The sequence below is a fragment of the Paraburkholderia sp. Clong3 genome (genome assembly GCF_050436485.1).
Lineage (GTDB): Bacteria > Pseudomonadota > Gammaproteobacteria > Burkholderiales > Burkholderiaceae > Paraburkholderia > Paraburkholderia tuberum.
The window spans coordinates 1,359,096-1,378,776 of record NZ_JBNDMH010000002.1 but is presented as its reverse complement, the minus strand read 5'-3'; the positions used below and the strand labels follow the sequence as shown (position 1 = coordinate 1,378,776).

18 protein-coding genes and 2 pseudogenes are annotated in these 19,681 nt (G+C 64.8%); 15 read left to right on the top strand and 5 right to left on the bottom strand.

The window, feature by feature from the left end:
* The first annotated feature begins 58 nt into the window (after positions 1–58).
* From cysT to OKW30_RS10580, 5 genes are all read left to right on the top strand, one after another.
* A complete protein-coding gene (gene cysT, locus OKW30_RS10600) occupies positions 59–955 on the top strand; it encodes a sulfate ABC transporter permease subunit CysT (protein ID WP_429346658.1) in 897 nt (298 codons plus the stop codon).
* Positions 952–1,959 (top strand): sulfate ABC transporter permease subunit CysW, encoded by a 1,008-nt coding sequence (gene cysW / locus OKW30_RS10595; RefSeq protein ID WP_429346657.1) that lies wholly within the window; start codon positions 952–954, stop codon positions 1,957–1,959. Before cysT ends, cysW begins: the two co-directional genes overlap by 4 nt.
* On the top strand, positions 1,960–3,018 hold the full coding sequence (locus OKW30_RS10590; RefSeq protein WP_429346656.1) for a sulfate/molybdate ABC transporter ATP-binding protein: 1,059 nt from the start codon (positions 1,960–1,962) through the stop codon (positions 3,016–3,018).
* A gap of 118 nt (positions 3,019–3,136) precedes the next feature.
* Positions 3,137–4,063 carry a CysB family HTH-type transcriptional regulator gene (locus tag OKW30_RS10585; RefSeq protein WP_184063795.1) on the top strand — a complete coding sequence of 309 codons (927 nt, stop codon included), beginning with the start codon at positions 3,137–3,139 and terminating at the stop codon, positions 4,061–4,063.
* 178 nt (positions 4,064–4,241) lie between these two features.
* Positions 4,242–5,288, top strand: a complete 1,047-nt coding sequence (locus OKW30_RS10580; RefSeq protein WP_187631418.1) for an asparaginase — start codon at positions 4,242–4,244, stop codon at positions 5,286–5,288.
* Between the two features lie 259 nt (positions 5,289–5,547).
* On the opposite strand, the gene OKW30_RS10575 is transcribed toward OKW30_RS10580, so the two are convergent.
* The 3 genes and pseudogenes from OKW30_RS10575 to gcl form a co-directional block, all read right to left on the bottom strand.
* Positions 5,548–6,459, bottom strand: a complete 912-nt coding sequence (locus OKW30_RS10575) for a 2-hydroxy-3-oxopropionate reductase (protein ID WP_429346655.1) — start codon at positions 6,457–6,459, stop codon at positions 5,548–5,550.
* A gap of 72 nt (positions 6,460–6,531) precedes the next feature.
* Entirely contained in the window at positions 6,532–7,341 is an 810-nt protein-coding gene (gene otnI, locus OKW30_RS10570; RefSeq protein ID WP_184063787.1) for a 2-oxo-tetronate isomerase, read from the bottom strand.
* Between the two features lie 129 nt (positions 7,342–7,470).
* Positions 7,471–9,247 (bottom strand): annotated as a pseudogene (gcl, locus tag OKW30_RS10565) (glyoxylate carboligase).
* Positions 9,248–9,418: 171 nt separating this feature from the next.
* Between gcl and OKW30_RS10560 the strand changes: the two are divergent.
* The 10 genes and pseudogenes from OKW30_RS10560 (at position 9,419) to OKW30_RS10515 (ending at position 17,393) form a co-directional block, all read left to right on the top strand.
* Complete coding sequence (locus OKW30_RS10560; protein ID WP_184029161.1) at positions 9,419–10,333, top strand: substrate binding domain-containing protein; 915 nt, start codon at positions 9,419–9,421, stop codon at positions 10,331–10,333.
* A 175-nt stretch (positions 10,334–10,508) separates the two neighbouring features.
* Complete coding sequence (locus OKW30_RS10555) at positions 10,509–11,381, top strand: RNA polymerase sigma factor (protein WP_429346654.1); 873 nt, start codon at positions 10,509–10,511, stop codon at positions 11,379–11,381.
* A pseudogene (locus tag OKW30_RS10550) lies at positions 11,371–12,388 on the top strand (anti-sigma factor family protein). Before OKW30_RS10555 ends, OKW30_RS10550 begins: the two are co-directional and overlap by 11 nt.
* Before the next feature lie 191 nt (positions 12,389–12,579).
* A complete protein-coding gene (rpsF, locus tag OKW30_RS10545) occupies positions 12,580–12,954 on the top strand; it encodes a 30S ribosomal protein S6 (RefSeq protein WP_090804556.1) in 375 nt (124 codons plus the stop codon).
* Between the two features lie 69 nt (positions 12,955–13,023).
* Entirely contained in the window at positions 13,024–13,323 is a 300-nt protein-coding gene (priB, locus tag OKW30_RS10540) for a primosomal replication protein N (protein ID WP_008922420.1), read from the top strand.
* Between the two features lie 2 nt (positions 13,324–13,325).
* Complete coding sequence (rpsR, locus tag OKW30_RS10535; RefSeq protein WP_013588504.1) at positions 13,326–13,601, top strand: 30S ribosomal protein S18; 276 nt, start codon at positions 13,326–13,328, stop codon at positions 13,599–13,601.
* Between the two features lie 27 nt (positions 13,602–13,628).
* Positions 13,629–14,081, top strand: a complete 453-nt coding sequence (gene rplI, locus OKW30_RS10530; protein WP_187618805.1) for a 50S ribosomal protein L9 — start codon at positions 13,629–13,631, stop codon at positions 14,079–14,081.
* 170 nt (positions 14,082–14,251) lie between these two features.
* Positions 14,252–15,640 (top strand): replicative DNA helicase, encoded by a 1,389-nt coding sequence (locus OKW30_RS10525; protein WP_187628322.1) that lies wholly within the window; start codon positions 14,252–14,254, stop codon positions 15,638–15,640.
* A gap of 116 nt (positions 15,641–15,756) precedes the next feature.
* Positions 15,757–16,383 (top strand): DUF47 domain-containing protein, encoded by a 627-nt coding sequence (locus OKW30_RS10520; protein ID WP_018418171.1) that lies wholly within the window; start codon positions 15,757–15,759, stop codon positions 16,381–16,383.
* Positions 16,383–17,393 (top strand): inorganic phosphate transporter, encoded by a 1,011-nt coding sequence (locus OKW30_RS10515; RefSeq protein WP_184029113.1) that lies wholly within the window; start codon positions 16,383–16,385, stop codon positions 17,391–17,393. Before OKW30_RS10520 ends, OKW30_RS10515 begins: the two co-directional genes overlap by 1 nt.
* Before the next feature lie 141 nt (positions 17,394–17,534).
* Here the strand turns inward: OKW30_RS10515 and OKW30_RS10510 are convergent, their stop codons facing one another.
* Positions 17,535–18,341, bottom strand: coding sequence for an SDR family oxidoreductase (locus OKW30_RS10510; RefSeq protein ID WP_184063767.1), 807 nt, complete (start codon positions 18,339–18,341; stop codon positions 17,535–17,537).
* A gap of 51 nt (positions 18,342–18,392) precedes the next feature.
* Positions 18,393–19,544 (bottom strand): NlpC/P60 family protein, encoded by a 1,152-nt coding sequence (locus OKW30_RS10505; RefSeq protein ID WP_429346653.1) that lies wholly within the window; start codon positions 19,542–19,544, stop codon positions 18,393–18,395.
* Positions 19,545–19,681: the final 137 nt, after the last annotated feature.

The following is a 19,681-nucleotide window of genomic DNA, read 5'->3' as shown; positions in this document are numbered from 1 at the left end:
ACGGCAGCACGGCAAAACGAACAACCGCGCGAGCATCAACCATGAACGAGTATCCAGCATGACCATGTTGACCTTCCGCAAGCCGAGCGCATTGCCCGGTTTTGGCCTGACACTCGGCATCACGGTGGCTTATCTGAGCCTCGTGGTGCTGATTCCATTGGCGGCGACCTTTCTGAAAACCGCGACGCTCGACTGGGATCAGTTCGTGCGCGCGGTCACGTCGCCGCGTGTGCTCGCGTCGTATCGGCTGACGTTTTTCTCGGCGCTAGGCGGCGCGCTGATCAACGCGGTGTTCGGCTTTCTCGTCGCGTGGGTGCTGGTGCGCTACACGTTTCCGTTCAAGCGTATCGTCGATGCGGTCGTCGATCTGCCGTTCGCGTTGCCCACCTCGGTGGCGGGCATTTCGCTCGCGGCCGTGTATGCGGGCAACGGCTGGATCGGCCAGTTCCTCGCGCCGCTCGGCATCAAGATCGCGTTCACGCCGGCGGGCGTGCTGGTCGCGCTGACGTTCATCGGCCTGCCGTTCGTCGTGCGCACGGTGCAACCGGTGCTCGAGGAGTTCGAGCGCGAGCAGGAGGAGGCGGCCGCGTGTCTCGGCGCGTCGCGCTGGCTCACGTTTCGCCGCGTCGTGCTGCCGGCCGTGTTCCCGGCGCTGCTGACCGGCTTCGCGCTCGCCTTTGCGCGCGCGCTCGGCGAATACGGCTCGGTGATCTTCATCGCCGGCAATGTGCCGATGAAGTCGGAGATCACGTCGCTCCTGATCATCACGAAGCTCGAGCAATACGACTATGCGGGCGCAACGGCGCTCGCGGTCGTGATGCTGGTCGTGTCGTTCCTGATGCTGCTGTCGATCAACACGCTGCAGTGGTATCTGCAGCGGCGCACGAGCCGCGGCAAGACGGGATCGGCGCCAGTGGCCACGAGCGTCGCCGCTATCGGTGGAGGTGTGCAATGAGCCGCGTTCCGACCCACCCGGCGAGCGTGGCGCGTCGCCCCGATCCGGTCAGCGAGCCGGCGGTCGTGCGCCGGCTGCTGATCGGCCTCGCACTGCTGTTTCTCGCGCTGTTTCTGGCCGTGCCGCTCGCCGCGGTGTTCTACCAGGCGCTGAACAAGGGGCTGCGTTTTTACTTCGAAGCGCTCGCCGATCCGGATGCGCTGTCGGCGATCAAACTGACGCTGCTCACCGCGGCGATCGCGGTGCCGCTGAACCTCGTGTTCGGCCTTGCGGCGTCGTGGTGTATCGCGAAGTTCGAATTCCGCGGCAAGGCGCTGCTGACCACGTTGATCGATCTGCCGTTTTCGGTGTCGCCGGTGATCTCCGGTCTGATCTACGTGCTGATGTTCGGCGCGCAGGGCTGGTTCGGCCCGTGGCTCGAAGATCACAACGTGCAGATCATCTTCGCGGTGCCGGGCATCGTGCTCGCGACGATCTTCGTCACGTTCCCGTTCGTCGCGCGCGAGCTGATTCCGCTGATGCAGGCGCAGGGCAACGACGAGGAAGAAGCCGCGCACGTGCTCGGCGCATCGGGCTGGCAGACGTTCCGTCGCGTCACGCTGCCGAACGTCAAGTGGGGTCTGCTGTACGGCGTGATTCTGTGCAATGCGCGCGCAATGGGCGAGTTCGGCGCGGTATCGGTCGTGTCGGGCCATATTCGCGGGCAGACCGACACGATGCCGCTGCACGTCGAAATCCTCTACAACGAGTACAACTTCTCGGCCGCGTTCGCCGTGGCCTCGCTGCTCGCGCTGCTGGCGCTGGTCACGCTGGGGCTCAAGCTGTTGGCCGAGCGTCATATGTCGGCGGAACGGTCGGCGGCGCGCGAAGTGCCTGCGTATGCGGGGCCCGTGTCGCCTTCCGGCGCTTCGCAGGCCAATAGCGCGCAGGCCGCTTCGCATTCGTTTTTCGTCAACGCCGCGCCTGCGTCGCAGCGACATCCGCTCAAGCAAGGAGAGCTGTAAATGGGTATCACCGTTCGTAACCTGCAAAAGCGCTTCGGCGATTTCGTCGCGCTCGACAACGTGTCGCTCGACTTTCCACCGGGCGAACTCGTCGCGCTGCTCGGGCCGTCGGGTTGCGGCAAGACGACGTTGCTGCGTGTGATCGCCGGCCTCGAATACGCGGATGGCGGCCGGGTCGAGCTGCAAGGCCAGGATGTCGCGGCGGTCGGCGCGCGTGAGCGCGAGGTCGGTTTCGTGTTCCAGCACTACGCGCTGTTCCGGCATATGACGGTGTTCGAAAACGTCGCGTTCGGGCTGCGCGTGAAGCCGCGCAAGGAACGTCCGTCGGAGAAGGTGATTCGCGAGAAGGTGCATGAGTTGCTGAAGCTCGTGCAGCTCGACTGGCTCGCGCAGCGCTATCCGTCGGAGCTGTCCGGCGGCCAGCGCCAGCGCATCGCGCTCGCACGTGCGTTGGCCGTGGAGCCGAAGGTGCTGTTGCTCGACGAGCCGTTCGGCGCGCTCGACGCGAAGGTGCGCAAGGAACTGCGCAGCTGGTTGCGTCGCCTGCACGACGATCTGCATATTTCGACGATCTTCGTCACGCACGATCAGGAAGAAGCCCTCGAAGTGGCGGACCGCATCGTCGTGCTCAATCGCGGGCATGTCGAGCAGGTCGGCAGCCCACAGGAGGTGTACGACCATCCGCAGACGCCGTTCGTCTACGAGTTTCTCGGCGCGGCGAACCGTCTGCACGGCAGCGTCGATGCGCAAGGCTTCGTCGTCGATGGCGCGGCGCTGCCGGTCGCGATCGCGGCGGGTTTTAGGGGCCCGGCGTTCGCCTATGTGCGGCCGCACGATCTGCAGTTGTATCCGCAGACGGCGGGGCATCGCGAGGGCATTGTCGTCGACGTGCGGCGCGTGGTGACGCTCGGCGGTTCGGTGCGCGTCGAGCTCGCCGGTCGCGAGGGCAATCTGCTCGAAGCCGAACTCGATCGCGAAACGTGGCGTGATCTGCAACTCGCGGTCGGCGACGGCGTGAGCGCGGTGCCGCGCGCGCTGCGGGTGTTTCCGGCGCAGTGAGATGGCGGCGCCGCTGTGCGGCGCTGTGGACAGGAGAGAACGTATCAGCCGTACCGCGTGGATCGCCTGGCATTTGCGGCTCCAATAACTCAACTCTGGCAGAACCGGAGACACAACGATGAATTTCCAGCAATTGCGCTTCGTGCGCGAAGCCGTGCGGCAGAACATGAACCTGACCGAAGTGGCGAACGTGCTCTACACCTCGCAGTCGGGCGTATCGAAGCAGATCAAGGATCTCGAGGACGAACTCGGGGTCGACATCTTCATCCGCCGCGGCAAGCGTCTGACCGGGCTCACCGAGCCGGGCAAGGCCGTGCATCAGTTGATCGAGCGGATGCTGCTCGATGCGGAGAATCTGCGCCGCGTCGCGCGTCAGTACGCGGATCAGGACAGCGGCCACCTCGTCGTCGCGACCACCCACACGCAGGCACGCTACGCATTGCCGAAGGTGATTCGGCAGTTCACGTCGGTGTTCCCGAAAGTGCATCTGGCGCTGCGCCAGGGCAGCCCGCAGCAGATCGCGCAGATGATCATCAACGGCGAGGCGGATATCGGCATCTCGACCGAGGCGCTCGACCGTTTTCCCGACATCGTCACGTTCCCGTGCTATTCGTGGCATCACGTCGTGGTGGTGCCGAAGGATCATCCGCTCGTCGGCCGAGCGAATCTGACGCTCGACGAGATCGCCGAATTTCCGATCGTCACCTACGACCAGGACTTCACCGGCCGCTCGCATATCGATCAGGCGTTCGCGAAAGTGGGTGCGTTGCCCGACGTCGTGCTGACCGCGATCGACGCCGACGTGATCAAGACCTACGTCGAACTCGGCATGGGCATCGGCGTGGTCGCGGCAATGGCCTACGACCCGAAGCGCGACAGCGAACTCGTCGCGCTCGACACGCAGCATCTGTTCGAGGCGAGCACGACGCGTGTCGGCTTGCGCAAGGGCGCGTTCCTGCGCGCGTACGCCTATCGGTTGATCGAGATGTTCGCGCCGCAGTTGAGCGAGGCAGACATCGCGGCGCAGTTGCGCGAGGCGGCTTAGAGCCGCGAGCAGCTTAGGGTGGGACTTGCACCCGTCGTCAATACTTGTGGTGATGAGTGCAATTGGGCACCGCATGAGATTTAAGCCCGCTCGCGCGTTGCGCACGCTCGCGCAAGCCGAACCCGCGTCCGGTCTTCCACACATGGCGACGCGAAGCGCATCGCTTACAATCGCCGCCATGAATACCTCGACTTCTCCCTCTCTCCCGATTCCCCCCGGCCATAGCACCGCGCCGACGCTGCCGCGCATCGCGGTGCTCGCGACCGGCGGCACGATCGCCGGCGCGGCCCCGGATGCGGCCAATACGTCGGGCTATCAGGCGGGCGTCGTCGGCGTCGATCAACTGCTCGCGGCGGTGCCGGCGTTGTCTACGGTCGCGCGAATCGCGCCCGAGCAGATCGCCAGCGTCGACAGCAAGGACATGTCGCTGCCGCTGTGGACCACACTCGCGCAACGCATCAACGCGCTGCTCGCGACGGACGACGTCGACGGCCTGGTGGTCACGCACGGTACCGATACGCTCGAAGAAACCGCCTATCTGCTGCATCTGACCGTCAAGTCGGACAAGCCGGTCGTGTTGACCGCGGCGATGCGCCCGGCGTCGGCGCTGTCCGCCGACGGTCCGCTGAACCTGCTAAACGCGGTGACGGTCGCCGCGCACGCGGCGGCACGCGGGCAGGGCGTGCTGGTCGCGTTTAACAACCGGATTCACAGCGCGCGCGACATTGTGAAAACGAGCACCTATGCGGTCGATGCTTTCCAGTCGCCTGAGATTGGCGCGCTCGGCTGGGTGCAGGATGGCCGCGTCGAGTTCCAGCGCGGCGTGGTGCGCGCGCATACGGTCGCGAGCGAATTCGCAATCGATGCGGCGTGGCCGCAGGTGGAGATCGTCACGAGCTATGCGGGCGTGTCGCGGATCGCCATCGATGCGCTGGTCGCCGCGGATGTGCGCGGCATTGTCGTGGCGGGAACGGGCAATGGCTCGATCCACCAGTCGTTGCAGCAGGCACTGGCGGATGCCGCGTTGCGCGGCGTGGCGGTGGTGCGCTCGTCGCGCGTGGGTTCGGGGCATGTGATGCGCAACGGCGCGGCGGCCGACGATGCGCTCGGTTTCGTCAGCGCGGGTTCGCTGAATCCGTACAAGGCGAGGGTGTTGCTGATGCTGGCGCTGGCCGCGGGTCACACTGCGCCGGCGGCGTTGCAGAAGGTGTTCGATACGTATTGATTGGCGAATCCGACAGCCGGACACCCGACGACGACGTCTGACCGACCAAGGCTTCCCCGTCACCGACGGGTGCCGCTGCGGACCCCACTTGCCGCTCTCAGCCCAGAGCGGCGCGATTTGCCCGTTGCGCCGCGTCGGCAACCCAAGCTGCCGTGCAACGAACGGGCGCCCCACCTGTGTTCACCGTGAGCTCGCCGATGCCGAAGCGGCAACCGGCGGAATCAACGGCGAGCTGAACTGAAGAGGAAGCACGAAGACCTCAAGCCGCCTTCGCTTCCTCGCTATCCGGCGCCTGCGCGACCTCATGATTCGCCATGATTTCGAGCGCGCGCACCATCGCCGAGTGATCCCACGCCTTGCCGCCGTTCGCGGCGCAGACGCTGAACAGTTGCTGCGCGCTCGCGGTATGCGGCAGCGCGATGCCGAGCTTACGCGCGCCATCGAGCGCGAGATTCAGGTCCTTCTGATGCAGCTCGATGCGAAAGCCCGGATTGAACGTGCGCTTCGTCATGCGCTCGCCATGCACTTCGAGAATCCGCGACGACGCGAAGCCGCCCATCAGCGCGCGCCGCACCCGCTCTGGGTCGGCGCCCGAGCGCGACGCGAACAGCAGCGCTTCCGCGACCGCTTCGATGTTCAGCGCGACGATGATCTGGTTCGCGACCTTGCAGGTCTGACCCGCGCCGTTGTCGCCGATCAGCGAGATGTTCTTGCCCATCAGTTCGAACAACGGCTTGGCCAGCGCAAAGGCTTTCTCGGGACCGCCGACCATGATCGTCAGCGACGCATCCCGCGCGCCGATTTCGCCGCCCGACACCGGCGCATCGAGATAGTCGACGCCGAGCGCGTTGATCTTCTTCGCGAACGCCTGGGTGTCGAGCGGCGAGATCGAGCTCATGTCGATGACGAGCTTGCCTTTGGTGAGGCCGGCGGCGACGCCGTCGTCGGCGAACAGCACGTTGGCGACGTCCGGCGTGTCCGGCACCATGATGATGACGATGTCGGCGGCCTGCGCGACCGCGGTCGAACTGGCGACCACGCTCGTGCTCTTCGCGATGTCGTCCGGTACCGGATACGCGCCGTTCACGAACAGCGCGTGACCGCCCTTGATGAGGTTGCGCGCCATGTGCGCGCCCATGATGCCGAGTCCGATGAAGCCGATCTTTGCCATGTGTGTGAATCTCCAGGGTTATAGGGGGCGTGCGTTGAGGCTTCAGGGTTCCGTCAGGAACCCCAAGGCGCCTCAAGCCGCCGCATGCGCCGCGCCGCGCGCCTGACCTGCCACGCTTTGCACCCAGCCGAGGCCGGCATCGGTCGTCGTGCGCGGCTTGTATTCGCAACCGACGTAGCCGTCGAAGCCGAGCGAGTCGAGCAGCGCGAACAGATACGGATAGTTGATCTCGCCGGTGCCCGGTTCGTGCCGCCCAGGGTTGTCCGCGAGCTGGATATGCGCGATCTGCGCGAGGTTCTTTTCGATCGTCGCCGCGAGTTCGCCTTCCATCCGCTGCATGTGATAGATGTCGTATTGCAGGAACAGATTGTCCGAGCCGACCTCGCGAATCACGTCGAGTCCATCGCGCGAACGGTTCAGCGCGAAGCCCGGAATGTCGTACGAGTTGCATGGCTCGACGAGCAGCCGGATGCCGGCCTTCTTGAGTTCGCGCGCGGCAAAGCGCAGGTTGTCGACGATCGTTGCGCGGGCGGTGTCGGCGTCGACGTTCGCGCCCGCAATGCCGACGAGGCAGTTCAGTTGCGGCACCTTCAAGGCGCTTGCGTATTCGATCGCGCGGCCCACGCCTTCCTGAAACTCGGCGACCCGATCGGGCAGGCACGCGATGCCGCGTTCGCCGGCTTCCCAGTTGCCGGCCGGCAGGTTGTGCAGCACCAGCTTGAGGCGGTTCTGCTGCAGACGTGCACTCAATTCGGCGATCGAATACGGATAGGGAAACAGGAATTCGACGGCATGAAAGCCGGCGTTGGCCGCTGCCGCGAAACGGTCGAGGAACGGCACTTCGTTGAACAGCATCGTCAGGTTCGCTGCGAATTTAGGCATGGTGCTTTTGTCTCTCAGGTCGGTCAGGGAGTGGCGCGCTGGTCTCGATGAGGCGAGGGCGCGGAGCATGAGCCCGGACCTCGCGCATCGAGCGCGCTGAATGCTGCGAATACCGCGAAGACGCAACGCTCAATCGAGCAGGCTGATCGCCGTCGGCGCGTCCTCGCGCTTTTCCGCGAGTTCCTCGAACTCGTTGATGGCGTCGATCTCGGTGCCCATCGAGATGTTGGTCACGCGTTCGAGAATCACTTCGACGATCACCGGCACGTTGAACTCGGCCAGCATCGACTGCGCTTTTTGCAGCGCCGGCTTCAGCTCTTCCGGCTTGAGCACGCGAATCGCCTTGCAGCCGAGACCAACGGCCACCGCGACGTGATCGACGCCATAGCCGTTCATCTCCGGCGAGTTGATGTTCTCGAAGCCGAGCTGCACGCAGTAGTCCATTTCGAACGCGCGCTGCGCCTGGCGAATCAGCCCGAGGTACGAGTTGTTCACGACGACATGCACGTACGGCAGCTTGAATTGCGCGCCGGCCGCAAGCTCCTCGATCATGAACTGGAAGTCGTAGTCGCCCGACAGCGCGACGATCGGCCGTTGCGGATCGGCCGCGCGCACGCCGAGCGCCGCCGGAATCGTCCAGCCGAGCGGGCCGGCCTGGCCGCAGTTGATCCAGTTGCGCGCCTTGTACACGTGCAGGAATTGCGCGGCGGCGATCTGCGATAAACCGATCGTGCTCACGTAGCACGTGTCGCGGCCGAACACCTGGTTCATCTCTTCGTAGACGCGCTGCGGCTTCATCGGCACGTTGTCGAAGTGCGTCTTGCGCAGCATCGTGCGCTTGCGTTGCTGGCAATCGGCAACCCACGCGGCGCGATCCTTCAGCTTGCCCGCGGCCTTCCATTCGCCGGCGACTTCGACGAACAGTTCGAGCGCGGCCTTCGCGTCCGACACGATGCCGAGATCCGGGCCGAACACGCGGCCGATCTGCGTCGGTTCGATATCGACGTGCACGAACTTGCGCCCCTTCGTATAGACATCGACGCTGCCGGTGTGACGGTTGGCCCAGCGGTTGCCGATGCCGAGCACGAAGTCGGACGCGAGCATCGTCGCGTTGCCATAGCGATGCGAGGTCTGCAGACCGACCATGCCGGCCATCAGCGGATGGTCGTCGGGAATCGCGCCCCACGACATCAACGTTGGGATCACCGGCACGCCGAGCGTTTCGGCGAACTTCACGAGCAGGTCTTCGGCTACGGCGTTCAGCACGCCGCCGCCCGACACGATCAACGGCTTGTCGGCATCGTTGAGCAGCGTCAGCGCTGCCTCGATCTGCTTGCGGGTCGCCTTCGGCTTGTAGACCGGCAGCGGCTCGTACGTGTCGATGTCGAATTCGATTTCGGCGAGCTGCACGTCGATCGGCAGATCGACCAGACACCGGGCCCGGGCGGCCCGAGCGCATCAGATGGAACGCCTGCTGGAACACACGCGGCACCAGCGCCGGCTCGCGCACGGTCACGGCCCACTTGGTGACGGGCTTGGCGATCGATTCGATATCGACGGCCTGGAAGTCTTCCTTGTACAGACGCGCGCGCGGCGCCTGGCCTGTGATAGCCAGAATAGGAATCGAGTCGGCCTGTGCGGAGTACAAACCGGTGATCATGTCGGTGCCCGCGGGGCCCGAGGTGCCGATGCACACGCCGATGTTGCCCGGCTGCGCGCGGGTGTAGCCCTCGGCCATGTGCGACGCGCCTTCCACATGGCGCGCGAGCACGTGGCTGATGCCGCCGGCTTTGCGCATCGCCGAGTAGAACGGGTTGATCGCGGCGCCCGGCACGCCGAACGCGGTATCGATGCCTTCTTTTTCGAGCACCAGAACGGCGGCGTCGACGGCTCTCATTTTGGCCATGAATGTCTCCTCAAGGTCGGGAATTACGTCGGTTGAGGGACACTGTAGGCCTGCGCCAAAGGTTTGATAAGATCAGTCCGGGTCGCTTATTCCGAAACAAAAAGTATGGAATGACGTGAAGCCCGGCGCACGGCCGGCATCAGCCCGGCAAGGGACACGTGGGAGACGAACATGGACCGCTTCAAACAGATCGAAACTTTCGTGCGGGTCGCCGATGCGGGCAGTCTCGCGGCGGCGGCGCTTGAGGAAGGGGTGTCGCCGGTGATTCTCGGGCGGCGCATCGATGCGCTCGAGAAGCGCCTCGGCGTGAAGCTGATGTATCGCACGACACGGCGGCTCGTCGTCAGCGAGGACGGCGCCGCGTTTCTCGAACGCTGCCGCGGGCTTCTCAGCGAATGGGATCAGGCGGAAAACGAACTGAGCGCGGGGCGCCGCGCGGTGAACGGCCATCTGATCGTGTCGGCGCCCGCCGCGTTCGGGCGTAAGCACGTCGCGCCGCTCGCGCCTGCATTTCTGCGCGACAAACCCGAGTTGCAGATGTCGTTCAATCTGACCGACCGGGTCGTCGATCTGGTGCGCGAGGGCTACGATCTGTCGATCCGCATCGGCGGCGCGGTCGATCCGAACTTCGTCGCGGTGAAGCTCGCGTCGAACCGGCGCGTGGTGTGCGGTACGCCCGACTATTTTCGCCGTCACGGCAAGCCGAAGACGCTCGAGGATCTGCCGGCCCACAACTGTCTCGCGTTCAATCTGCAAGGCGGGCAGAACCGCGGCTGGTATTTCCGCCGCAACGGCAAGCTCGCGACGGTGCGGGTGGGCGGCTCGCTCGACTGCAACGATGGCGAACTGCTGCATCGCTGGGTTTCGGAGGGGCTCGGACTCGGCTGGCGTTCGACGTGGGAAATCCAGCGGCAGCTCGCGCGCGGCGAGCTCGAAACCGTGCTCGACGATTATGCGCTGCCCGATTACGACATTCTTGCGGTCTATCCGCAGCAGCGCTTCGTGCCGGCGCGGGTGCGCTATTTCATCGACTATCTGAAAGACGTGTACGCGAGCGACGACTACTGGAACCGGCCATCGTACTAGCTGGCGAGCGGGGCGCGCAGGCGATCGCGGTCTTTCTTGCGAACGCTCGCCTGAGTCGGGAATAAACTCGGTCTATGGCCAGTTCTGCTGTGAAAGACACGTCGGGAACGACACCACGCGGGACGCGCAACAGCGACCCGCACGACGCAGCCGCCATGCCCTTGGAGGGGCCCACGTGGTCCAGACCGATTCAGACGCTGATGCCGACGCAGCGAAAAGCCGCCGCTTCCAGCAGCTGGCGTTGCCGCATCTCGACGCCGCGTACAACCTCGCGCGCTGGCTGTGCGGCAATCCGAACGATGCCGAGGACGTCGTGCAGGAAGCGTTCATGCGCGCGTTCCGCTTCTTCGATACGTTTCGCGGCGACTCCGCGCGGCCGTGGCTGCTCGCGATCGTGCGCCGCACCTGGTACACGGAATGGCGCCGGCGCGCGCCGTCGCACGACATGCTCGAGTTCGACGAAACGATGGACGACGCGACCCTCGACGGCTGGAGCGCGGGCGGCGACGATCCGCAAACGCTGCTGATCCGTGACGAGGATGCACGCCAGGTACACGACGCGTTGGCGCGTTTGCCGGTCGAGTATCGCGAGGTGCTGGTCTTGCGCGAGCTCGAGGAGATGGGATATCGGGAGATCGCGGTGGTGGCCGATGTGCCGATCGGTACGGTGATGTCGCGGCTCGCGCGTGGGCGGCGCAAGCTGGCGGAGGTGTTGATGGCGCAGCAGCGAGGCGGGGGGGAGTCGGTTGGCGGGGGGCGCAAAGGCGGGCAGGGTGACCGGCGCGGGTCGACGCAAGCGCCGCTGGAGCAGGGGGCGCAGTCCGGGCGAGTCGTGCAGTCGGCGGCAGTCGCGCCCTCGGGGTCGTCCACGCCCTGCGCGCCGTCCGACCGGTCACCGCGAAGTTCCGGCGACGGCCGCGCGGCATCATCGGCGGTCGTGCCCGCCACCGCAACAGTGACGCAACTCCGGGCGTTTGCCGACGGCCGGCCCCTCAACATTCCCGGCGCTGCCGCCGACCCCGCTCAGGAGACGCCGGATGGACTGTAACGAAGCTCGGCCGCTCCTCGAGGCGAATGCCGATCACGAACTGCCGGCACCCGATGCGCGCCGGGTCCAGCAGCATATCGAGAGCTGCGACGACTGCCGGCGCGCGAGCGACAACCTGCGCGCGCTGAGCGGCGCGCTGCGCGCGGCGCCGTATCATCGGGCGCCGCAGTCGTTGCGGGCGCGGATCGTGGCGGGCTTGCCCGGCGCGGTCGAGGGAGGAACTGCGGGGTTGGCCACGACGGCGGCGCCTGAAGATGCAGAGGAGGAGGCTACCGGCAGCGCTAGCGCCGGGATGACCGACATGGCGACGTACGAACCTCAGCGTCAGCGTCGCTGGGCGCGGCGGCCAGCGTGGCTCGACCGGTGGCTCGGTGGCTTCAGCGGTCCGGGTCGCTCGGGCGGTTCACGCGGCCGGCTAATCGGCTTCAACGGACCGCATGCCGCCGGCGGCGCCAACCGCGTGGTCGCGCGCGGCGGTCTCGCGGTGCTCGTGATCGCGCTGTGTGCGGCCACCGCTGTCCTGACGCTGACGCTGCGCCGTCCCGCCGAATTCACGCCATTCACCGACGAACTCATCGAAAGCCATGTGCGCGCGCAGGTTTCCGGCCGCGACATCGACGTAATTTCGACCGACCGTCACACGGTCAAGCCATGGTTCAACGGTCGGCTCGACTATTCGCCGCCGGTCGAGGACCTCGCGGCGGCCGGCTTCGCGCTGGAGGGGGGCCGACTCGACTACCTCGCGCACCAGCGGGTCGCGGTGCTCGTGTACCGCTACGGCAAGCACGTGATCGACGTGTATGTGTTTCCGCAGTCCACGACGCGTGGCATTGACGGCGCGGCGCCGGCATCGCTCGCCCACGACGGCTATTCGATCGCGCACTGGGACGCGGGCGGGCATGACCTGGTGGGCGATCTCGGACGCCGCGCCCGATGCGCTCAAGGGACTCGAAGCGGCGCTCAGAGCGCGTTTGCAGAGCGGCAGCCAGCGCACGGAAGCGGGTTGAGGGGCAAGAACGGCACGACTTCCGCGACCCACCACCCTAAGCTCTTGAAAACACATCCGATTCCGCCGCCGAATCGGCGGAATTCCTTGCAACCCGTCCCCATTCGGGTTACACTCTTCGGCTTCTCACTTGCCGCACCGGTTCCGACGCCCGGGCGGCTTCTATCCAAAAGTCAGCACAAGGAGTGTGTAATGCGTCATTACGAAATCGTCTTTATCGTGCATCCCGATCAAAGCGAGCAGGTACCCGCCATGATCGAGCGTTACAAGGGCACGATCACGTCGCACGGTGGTCAGATCCACCGCGTCGAAGACTGGGGCCGTCGCCAACTGGCCTACATGATCGAGAAACTCGCGAAGGCTCACTACGTCTGCATGAACATCGAGTGCGACCAGACCACGCTCGACGAGCTGGAACACGCGTTCAAGTTCAACGACGCCGTTCTGCGTCACCTCATCGTCAAGATGAAGAAGGCCGAAACCGGCCCGTCGCCGATGATGAAGGAAGTGCAGCGCGAAGAAGCCAAGAAGTCGGCAGCAGCTCAGCCGACCGAAGCGCAGGCTTAAGACTCATTATTTAAGCTGCCAGACACGCAGCGTCGCTTCGCTCACGTACACGAAGACATAAACAGGTACATGAACCGGCTGCAACTTACGGCGAGCGTCGTCGAACGCGAACCGGTGCGGTACACCCCCGCCGGCGTTCCGATTGCAAGCTGCACGTTGCACCACCGCACGGAAGTCGTCGAGGCGGGCATTGCCCGTCAGGTCGAACTGACCATGCAGGCGGTCGCCGCGGGCGAAGCGAGCGGTAAGCTCGAAAACTGTCAGATGGGCGTCGAAACGCTCTTCACAGGTTTTCTGGCTAAAAAGCACCGTAACGCGCGAACTCTGGTATTTCACATCACAGCATTGCAGGACATTGGAAAGGACTAATCATGCCCCGCCCGACTGGTAAGAAATTCGACAAGCGTCGTCAGCAACAGAACCCGCTCTTCAAGCGCAAGAAGTTCTGCCGTTTCACGGCTGCTGGCGTCGAGTACATCGACTACAAAGACATCGAAACGCTGAAGGACTTCATCGGCGAGAACGGCAAGATCACGCCGGCACGTCTCACGGGTACCAAGGCGCATTATCAACGCCAGCTGGATACGGCTATCAAGCGCGCACGTTTCCTCGCGCTGGTGCCGTACACCGACCAGCACAAGGCCTAACCCGACGACGCGATAAGGAGCATCCGAATGCAAATCATTCTTCTGGAAAAAGTCGTCAATCTGGGTAACCTCGGCGACATCGTGAAGGTCAAGGACGGTTACGCACGTAACTTCCTGATCCCGAACAAGAAAGCTCGCCGTGCAACGAAGGAAGCCCTCGCTGAATTCGAAGTGCGCCGCGCAGAACTCGAAAAGCACGCCGCTGAAAAGCTGGCAGCCGCTCAGGCTCAAGGCGAAAAGCTGGCAGGCCAGACCGTTCAGGTCAATCAGAAGGCTGGCGTCGACGGCCGTCTGTTCGGCTCGGTGACGAACGCCGACATCGCCGAAGCGCTCGGCAAGCAAGGCTTCGCAGTGGAAAAGGCGCAAGTGCGTCTGCCGGAAGGCCCGCTGAAGATGGTTGGCGAGCACCCGGTTCAGGTTTCGCTGCACACCGACGTTCTCGTCGATGTGACGGTGGCCGTGATCGGCGAGCACGTCTAAGCCGACCGCATCAAGCATCAGGCAGGATCAGCCAGCGTATTGCTGGTGAAGAGCAGGGGCCGGGAAACCGGCCCCTGCTTTTTTTTTGTGCCCGACTATCTCTCGCATATCCCCGTATTTGCGTTTTTTCCGCTCGCAGCCGTCGCCGGATTGCCCGATAATTCCTCCCCATGAACGCACCGTCCAAAGATCCCCAACTCGAGTCGCTGAAAGTCCCGCCGCATTCGATCGAAGCCGAGCAATCGGTGCTGGGCGGCCTGCTGCTCGATAACGCGGCCTGGGACCGCATCGCCGACTTCCTCGCCCAAAGCGACTTCTACCGCTACGACCACCGCATCATCTTCGAGCACATCGGCAAGCTGATTGCGGCCACGCGGCCGGCCGACGTGGTCACCGTCTACGAAGCGCTCGGCACTTCGGGCAAGGCGGAAGATGTCGGCGGCCTCGCTTACCTGAACGCGCTCGCGCAGAACACGCCGAGCGCGGCCAACATCCGCCGCTATGCGGAAATCGTGCGCGACCGCGCGGTGCTGCGCCGGCTCGTGTCGGTCGCCGATGAAATCTCCGCCGACGCGTTCAACCCGCAAGGCAAGGAAGTCCGGCAATTGCTGGACGAAGCGGAATCGAAGGTGTTCTCGATCGCCGAAGACGGCGCGCGCGGCACCCAGGGCTTTCTCGAGATCGGGCCGCTGCTGACTCAGGTGGTCGAGCGGATCGACACGCTCTATCACACCGCCAATCCGAGCGACGTGACCGGCACGCCGACCGGCTTCGTCGATCTGGATCGTATGACCTCGGGCATGCACGGCGGCGAGCTGATCATCGTCGCGGGCCGTCCGTCGATGGGTAAGACGGCGTTTTCGATGAACATCGGCGAATACGTCGCGGTCGAGTACGGACTACCCGTCGCGGTGTTCTCGATGGAAATGCCGGGCACGCAGCTCACGATGCGTATGCTGGGCTCGGTCGGCCGGCTCGATCAGCATCGCATGCGAACCGGGCGTCTGACCGACGAGGATTGGCCGAAGCTCACGCATGCGGTGCAGAAAATGAGCGAGGCACAGATCTTCATCGACGAAACCGGCGGTCTGAACCCGATGGAACTGCGCTCGCGCGCGCGCCGGCTATCGCGCCAGTGCGGCAAGCTCGGGCTGATCATCATCGACTATCTGCAGCTGATGAGCGGCTCGTCGTCGGGCGAAAACCGCGCGACCGAAATCTCGGAAATCTCGCGTTCGCTGAAGAGCCTCGCGAAGGAGCTCGACGTGCCGGTGATCGCGTTGTCGCAGCTGAACCGCGGTCTCGAGCAGCGGCCCAACAAGCGGCCAATCATGTCGGACCTGCGCGAATCGGGCGCTATCGAACAGGACGCCGACGTGATCCTGTTCATCTACCGCGACGAAGTGTACAACCCGGACAGCCCCGACAAGGGCACCGCGGAGATCATCATCGGCAAGCAGCGGAACGGTCCGATCGGTCCCGTTCGGCTCACTTTCCACGGCCAATACACGAAGTTCGACAACTTTGCGGGCGCGCAGAACTTCTACGGCGGCGAGTGACGCAAGGCGCCGTGGGCTGTTGTAACGGCGCTGTCGCGAGTGCGGCAATGATGGGCGGAACGGTACAATATGGCGGTTTTATGTCAGCCATAACGTGACCCATTTCCAGGATCCCAATGTTCGGTCGATTCATGCCCACCGAGGGCAAGTTCTTTGAAATCTTCAACTCGCACGCAACGTGCATCATCTCGGCAAGCCGCGAACTCGAGCTCCTGATCGACAATCTGCAGGACGCCGAAACCCACAAGCAGAACGTACAAAAGGCCGAGAAAGCGGCCGACAAGCTCACGCACGAAGCCATCGACCTGCTGCACAAGACCTTCATCACGCCGCTCGACCGCGACGAGATCCACAAGCTGATCACGACGATGGACGACATCCTCGACCTGATGGAGGACGTCGCCACCGCGATCTCGCTGTACGACGTGCAAGCGGTCACGTCGGAGGCGAGCCAGCTCGCGCATATCTGCACTGCGACCTGCGAGCGCGTGCAGTTTGCGGTCAGCCTGCTGTCGGACATGAAGCAGGCGAGCCAGATCCTGAAGGCCTGCGAGGACATCGACCGGCTCGAATCGGAAGCCGACCGCGTGCTGCGCGCGGCGATGTCGAAGCTGTTCCGCGAGGAAGACGACGTCAAGGTCCTGATCAAGCTCAAGGCGATCTACGAGCTGCTCGAAACGATCACGGACAAGTGTGAGGATGTGGCCAACATCATCGAAGGCATCGTGCTGGAAAACGCATAATGCAATCGATACAACTCGCTATCTGGGTCGTCACCGGCCTGGTTGCCATTGCTTTGGTGTTCGACTTCATGAACGGTTTTCACGATGCGGCGAATTCGATCGCCACGGTCGTGTCGACCGGCGTGCTGAAGCCACAGCAGGCGGTGGCGTTCGCGGCGGCGTTCAACGTCATCGCGTATTTCGTGTTTCACCTGAAGGTGGCCACGACCGTCGGCAAGGGCACGATCGACCCGGACATCGTCGACCACTACGTGATCTTCGGCGCGTTGGTCGGCGCGATCGCGTGGAACGTGATCACCTGGGTCTACGGCATTCCGTCCAGTTCGTCGCACGCGCTGATCGGCGGCCTCGTGGGTGCGGCGCTCGCGAAGTCGGGCTGGGGATCGCTGAACTGGGATGGCCTGATGAAGACCGTCGCGTTCATCTTCATTTCACCGCTGCTCGGCTTCGTGCTCGGCTCGTTTTTCATGCTGCTGGTGTCGTGGCTGTACTTCCGCACGCCGCCTAGCAAGGTCGACCGTCGCTTCAGGCGTCTGCAATTGTTCTCCGCTGGCCTGTACAGCCTGGGTCACGGTGGCAACGACGCGCAGAAAACCATCGGCATCATCTGGATGCTACTGATCGCCACCGGCTTCGCGTCGATGAAGGCGGACGCACCGCCGCTGTGGGTGATCGGCGGCTGCTATCTGTCGATGGGTCTCGGTACGCTGTTCGGTGGCTGGCGCATCGTGCGCACGATGGGCCAGAAAATCACGAAGTTGAAGCCGGTCGGCGGCTTCTGCGCGGAGGCGGGCGGAGCGATCACGCTTTTTACCGCCTCGGCGCTCGGCATTCCCGTCTCTACCACGCATACGATCACCGGCGCGATCGTCGGAGTCGGCGCGACGCAGAAGCTGAGCGCGGTGCGCTGGGGTGTCGCCGGCAACATCGTCTGGGCCTGGATTCTGACGATCCCGGCTTCCGCGGTGCTGTCCGGCGGGGCCTGGTGGCTGGGCCACCACTTCCTGTAATCACCATGCAATGCAGGCCTGCGCTGCCGGGTTCGGCTGAGTTTGGCTGAACAGCACGCGCGGGCTTCGGCTACATGCCGCCCATGGCATCGCACCGGTGTCCCTACGCAGTTCGACTAAAAAGCGCGTTGCACGACGCGTTCAGATCAGCGGCGCGTTCGCACCATCCATCGGAATGATCGCGCCCGTCACATAGCTCGCGCGGCGGCTCGCGAGGAACAGCGCCACGTCGGCGATTTCCTCCGGCTTTGCATAGCGCCCGAGCGGCATCCGGGCCTGGCCGCGCGCCAGCGCTTCGTCATTGCCGATGCCTTGCTGCGCCGCTTCCAGCCGGACCGCTTCCTCGACGCGCTCGGTCAGCGTCGAGCCCGGATTGATCGCGTTGATGCGGATGCCATAGCGCGCGTAGTAGTGCGCGAGGCCGACGGTCGCGAGCATCAGCGCCGCGTTGGCCGCGCCGCCTGCGATATGGATGTCGCTCGCGACCTTGCCGCCCATGCCGATGATATTGACGATCGTGCCCGGCTCGGCACCGCCGTTGGCTTTCGCGCGCTCGGCCATACGGCGCAGCACTTCCTGCTGCGGATAGATATACGGGAAATACTTCGCTTCCATCGTCGCGCGGAATGCGTCGGCATCGAGCGCCTCGGGGTCGTACCGGCGCGCGGCGCCGGCACTGTTGACCAGTACGTCGATCGGGCCCACGGCGGTGCTGACTTCCTCGACGATATCGGCGGCGCTGTGCGCTTCGTGCAGGTCGGCGCGCGTGCGGTGCACGTGGAATCCTTCCTGTTTCAGCTGTTCGTAGGCGCGCGCAAGGTTGGCGGGGTCGCGCGACACGATCGCGACCTTCGCGCCTTCCTGTGCGAAGGCGCGCGCGCACGCGAAACCGATGCCTTTGCTGCCGCCGGTGATGAGCACCACCTTATTTCTGAGCCCGAGTTCCATGGTCGTTACCCGCCGTCGAAAGAATATCGATGACGATAGCAGATCACGGCGTCAGAAGTTGCCGTTCGCGAAACGGGCGATCGGGTCGTCGCTGCTTTGCGTGGGTGCGGGCACGCCGTGGGAAGCCGTCGACGCACGCATGAGCTGCACGGATCCAGTGCCTTCGGTCTGCTGCATCTGCCGCGCCTGGCGTTCCGCGATGGAGGCGGGTGGCGGCGGTTCGAATGCATCGGCGGCGGCGTCGATCGGGTCGGGTGAAGGTTGGGCAAGGGTGCGGGCGGTCGTCGCGGACTGCATCGGTTGAGCGGGCGAACGAGCGCCGCTTTCAAACGTGCTCGCCTGAGCCGCGGGGACCATCGTCGCTGCCACGGCGCCCGCTGAGCGTGCCTGCAGCTGCGCGGCGCCGAGGCCCGACGGCGGCGGCTCGAATTGATCGGCTTGCACGACGGACGTGCCGCCGCCTGCACGGGTCGCCGGCGTCGCGCTCGCGACCGGCCGGGCCGTTGCCATCGACGCCGCGCTGGACAGCGCCGTCGGGCCCGCGTAGGTCGACGCTGCCGGAACTGCCACGGTTGTTGCCGTGCCCGTCGCCGCGACCGCAGCACCTCGCTCGGTTTGCGGCGCCGCAGCCTGATAGCTCGGCGTATCGAACGGCGCCGGCGTTGCCGCCGGTCCCGCCATCCGGCGGATGCCGTCGAAGCGCTTCGCCCAGTAGGGATTGGTCAGATAGTCGAGCCGCACGGTGCCGCCCGTCGATGGCGCGTTGACGAAGCGCAGCTTGCCCACGTAGATGCCGACGTGCGAATGCGCGCGCCCGGTCGTGTTGAAAAAGATCAGATCGCCCGGCGCGATTTCGTCCGGTTCGATCGACTCGCCGCGCCCGCTCATCTCGGCCGTCGTGCGCGGCAGGTTCACCGACGCCGCGCGCAGCACGACGTACCGCACGAGCCCGCTGCAATCGAAGCCGCTGTCGGGCGTATTGCCGCCCCACCGGTAGGGCACGCCGACGAGACTCATCGCCTGGATGGAGATTTCCTCGCGGCCGATGCTGTGATCGACGAAGTGGGGAAAGCCGGGCGGCGGCGCGCGATAGGCGCCGTTCGCGACGACGCTGCCGCCTGACCCGCGCGACGTCTTCTGCGGCGCGCCGGCACAGGCGGCGAGCAGCAGGACGGGCAGCAGCGATAAGGCGAGTCGGCGCATGAAGACGGCACGGGCGGTAAGCGCCCATTTACTCACTGAGGATGTCGGGATGGTAGCCGCCCAACAAGGCTGCGGCAAGAATTGTTGATAAATTACTTGAAGTTTGTGCGCTAAGTGTTGCCTGCGTGGAACGTCGA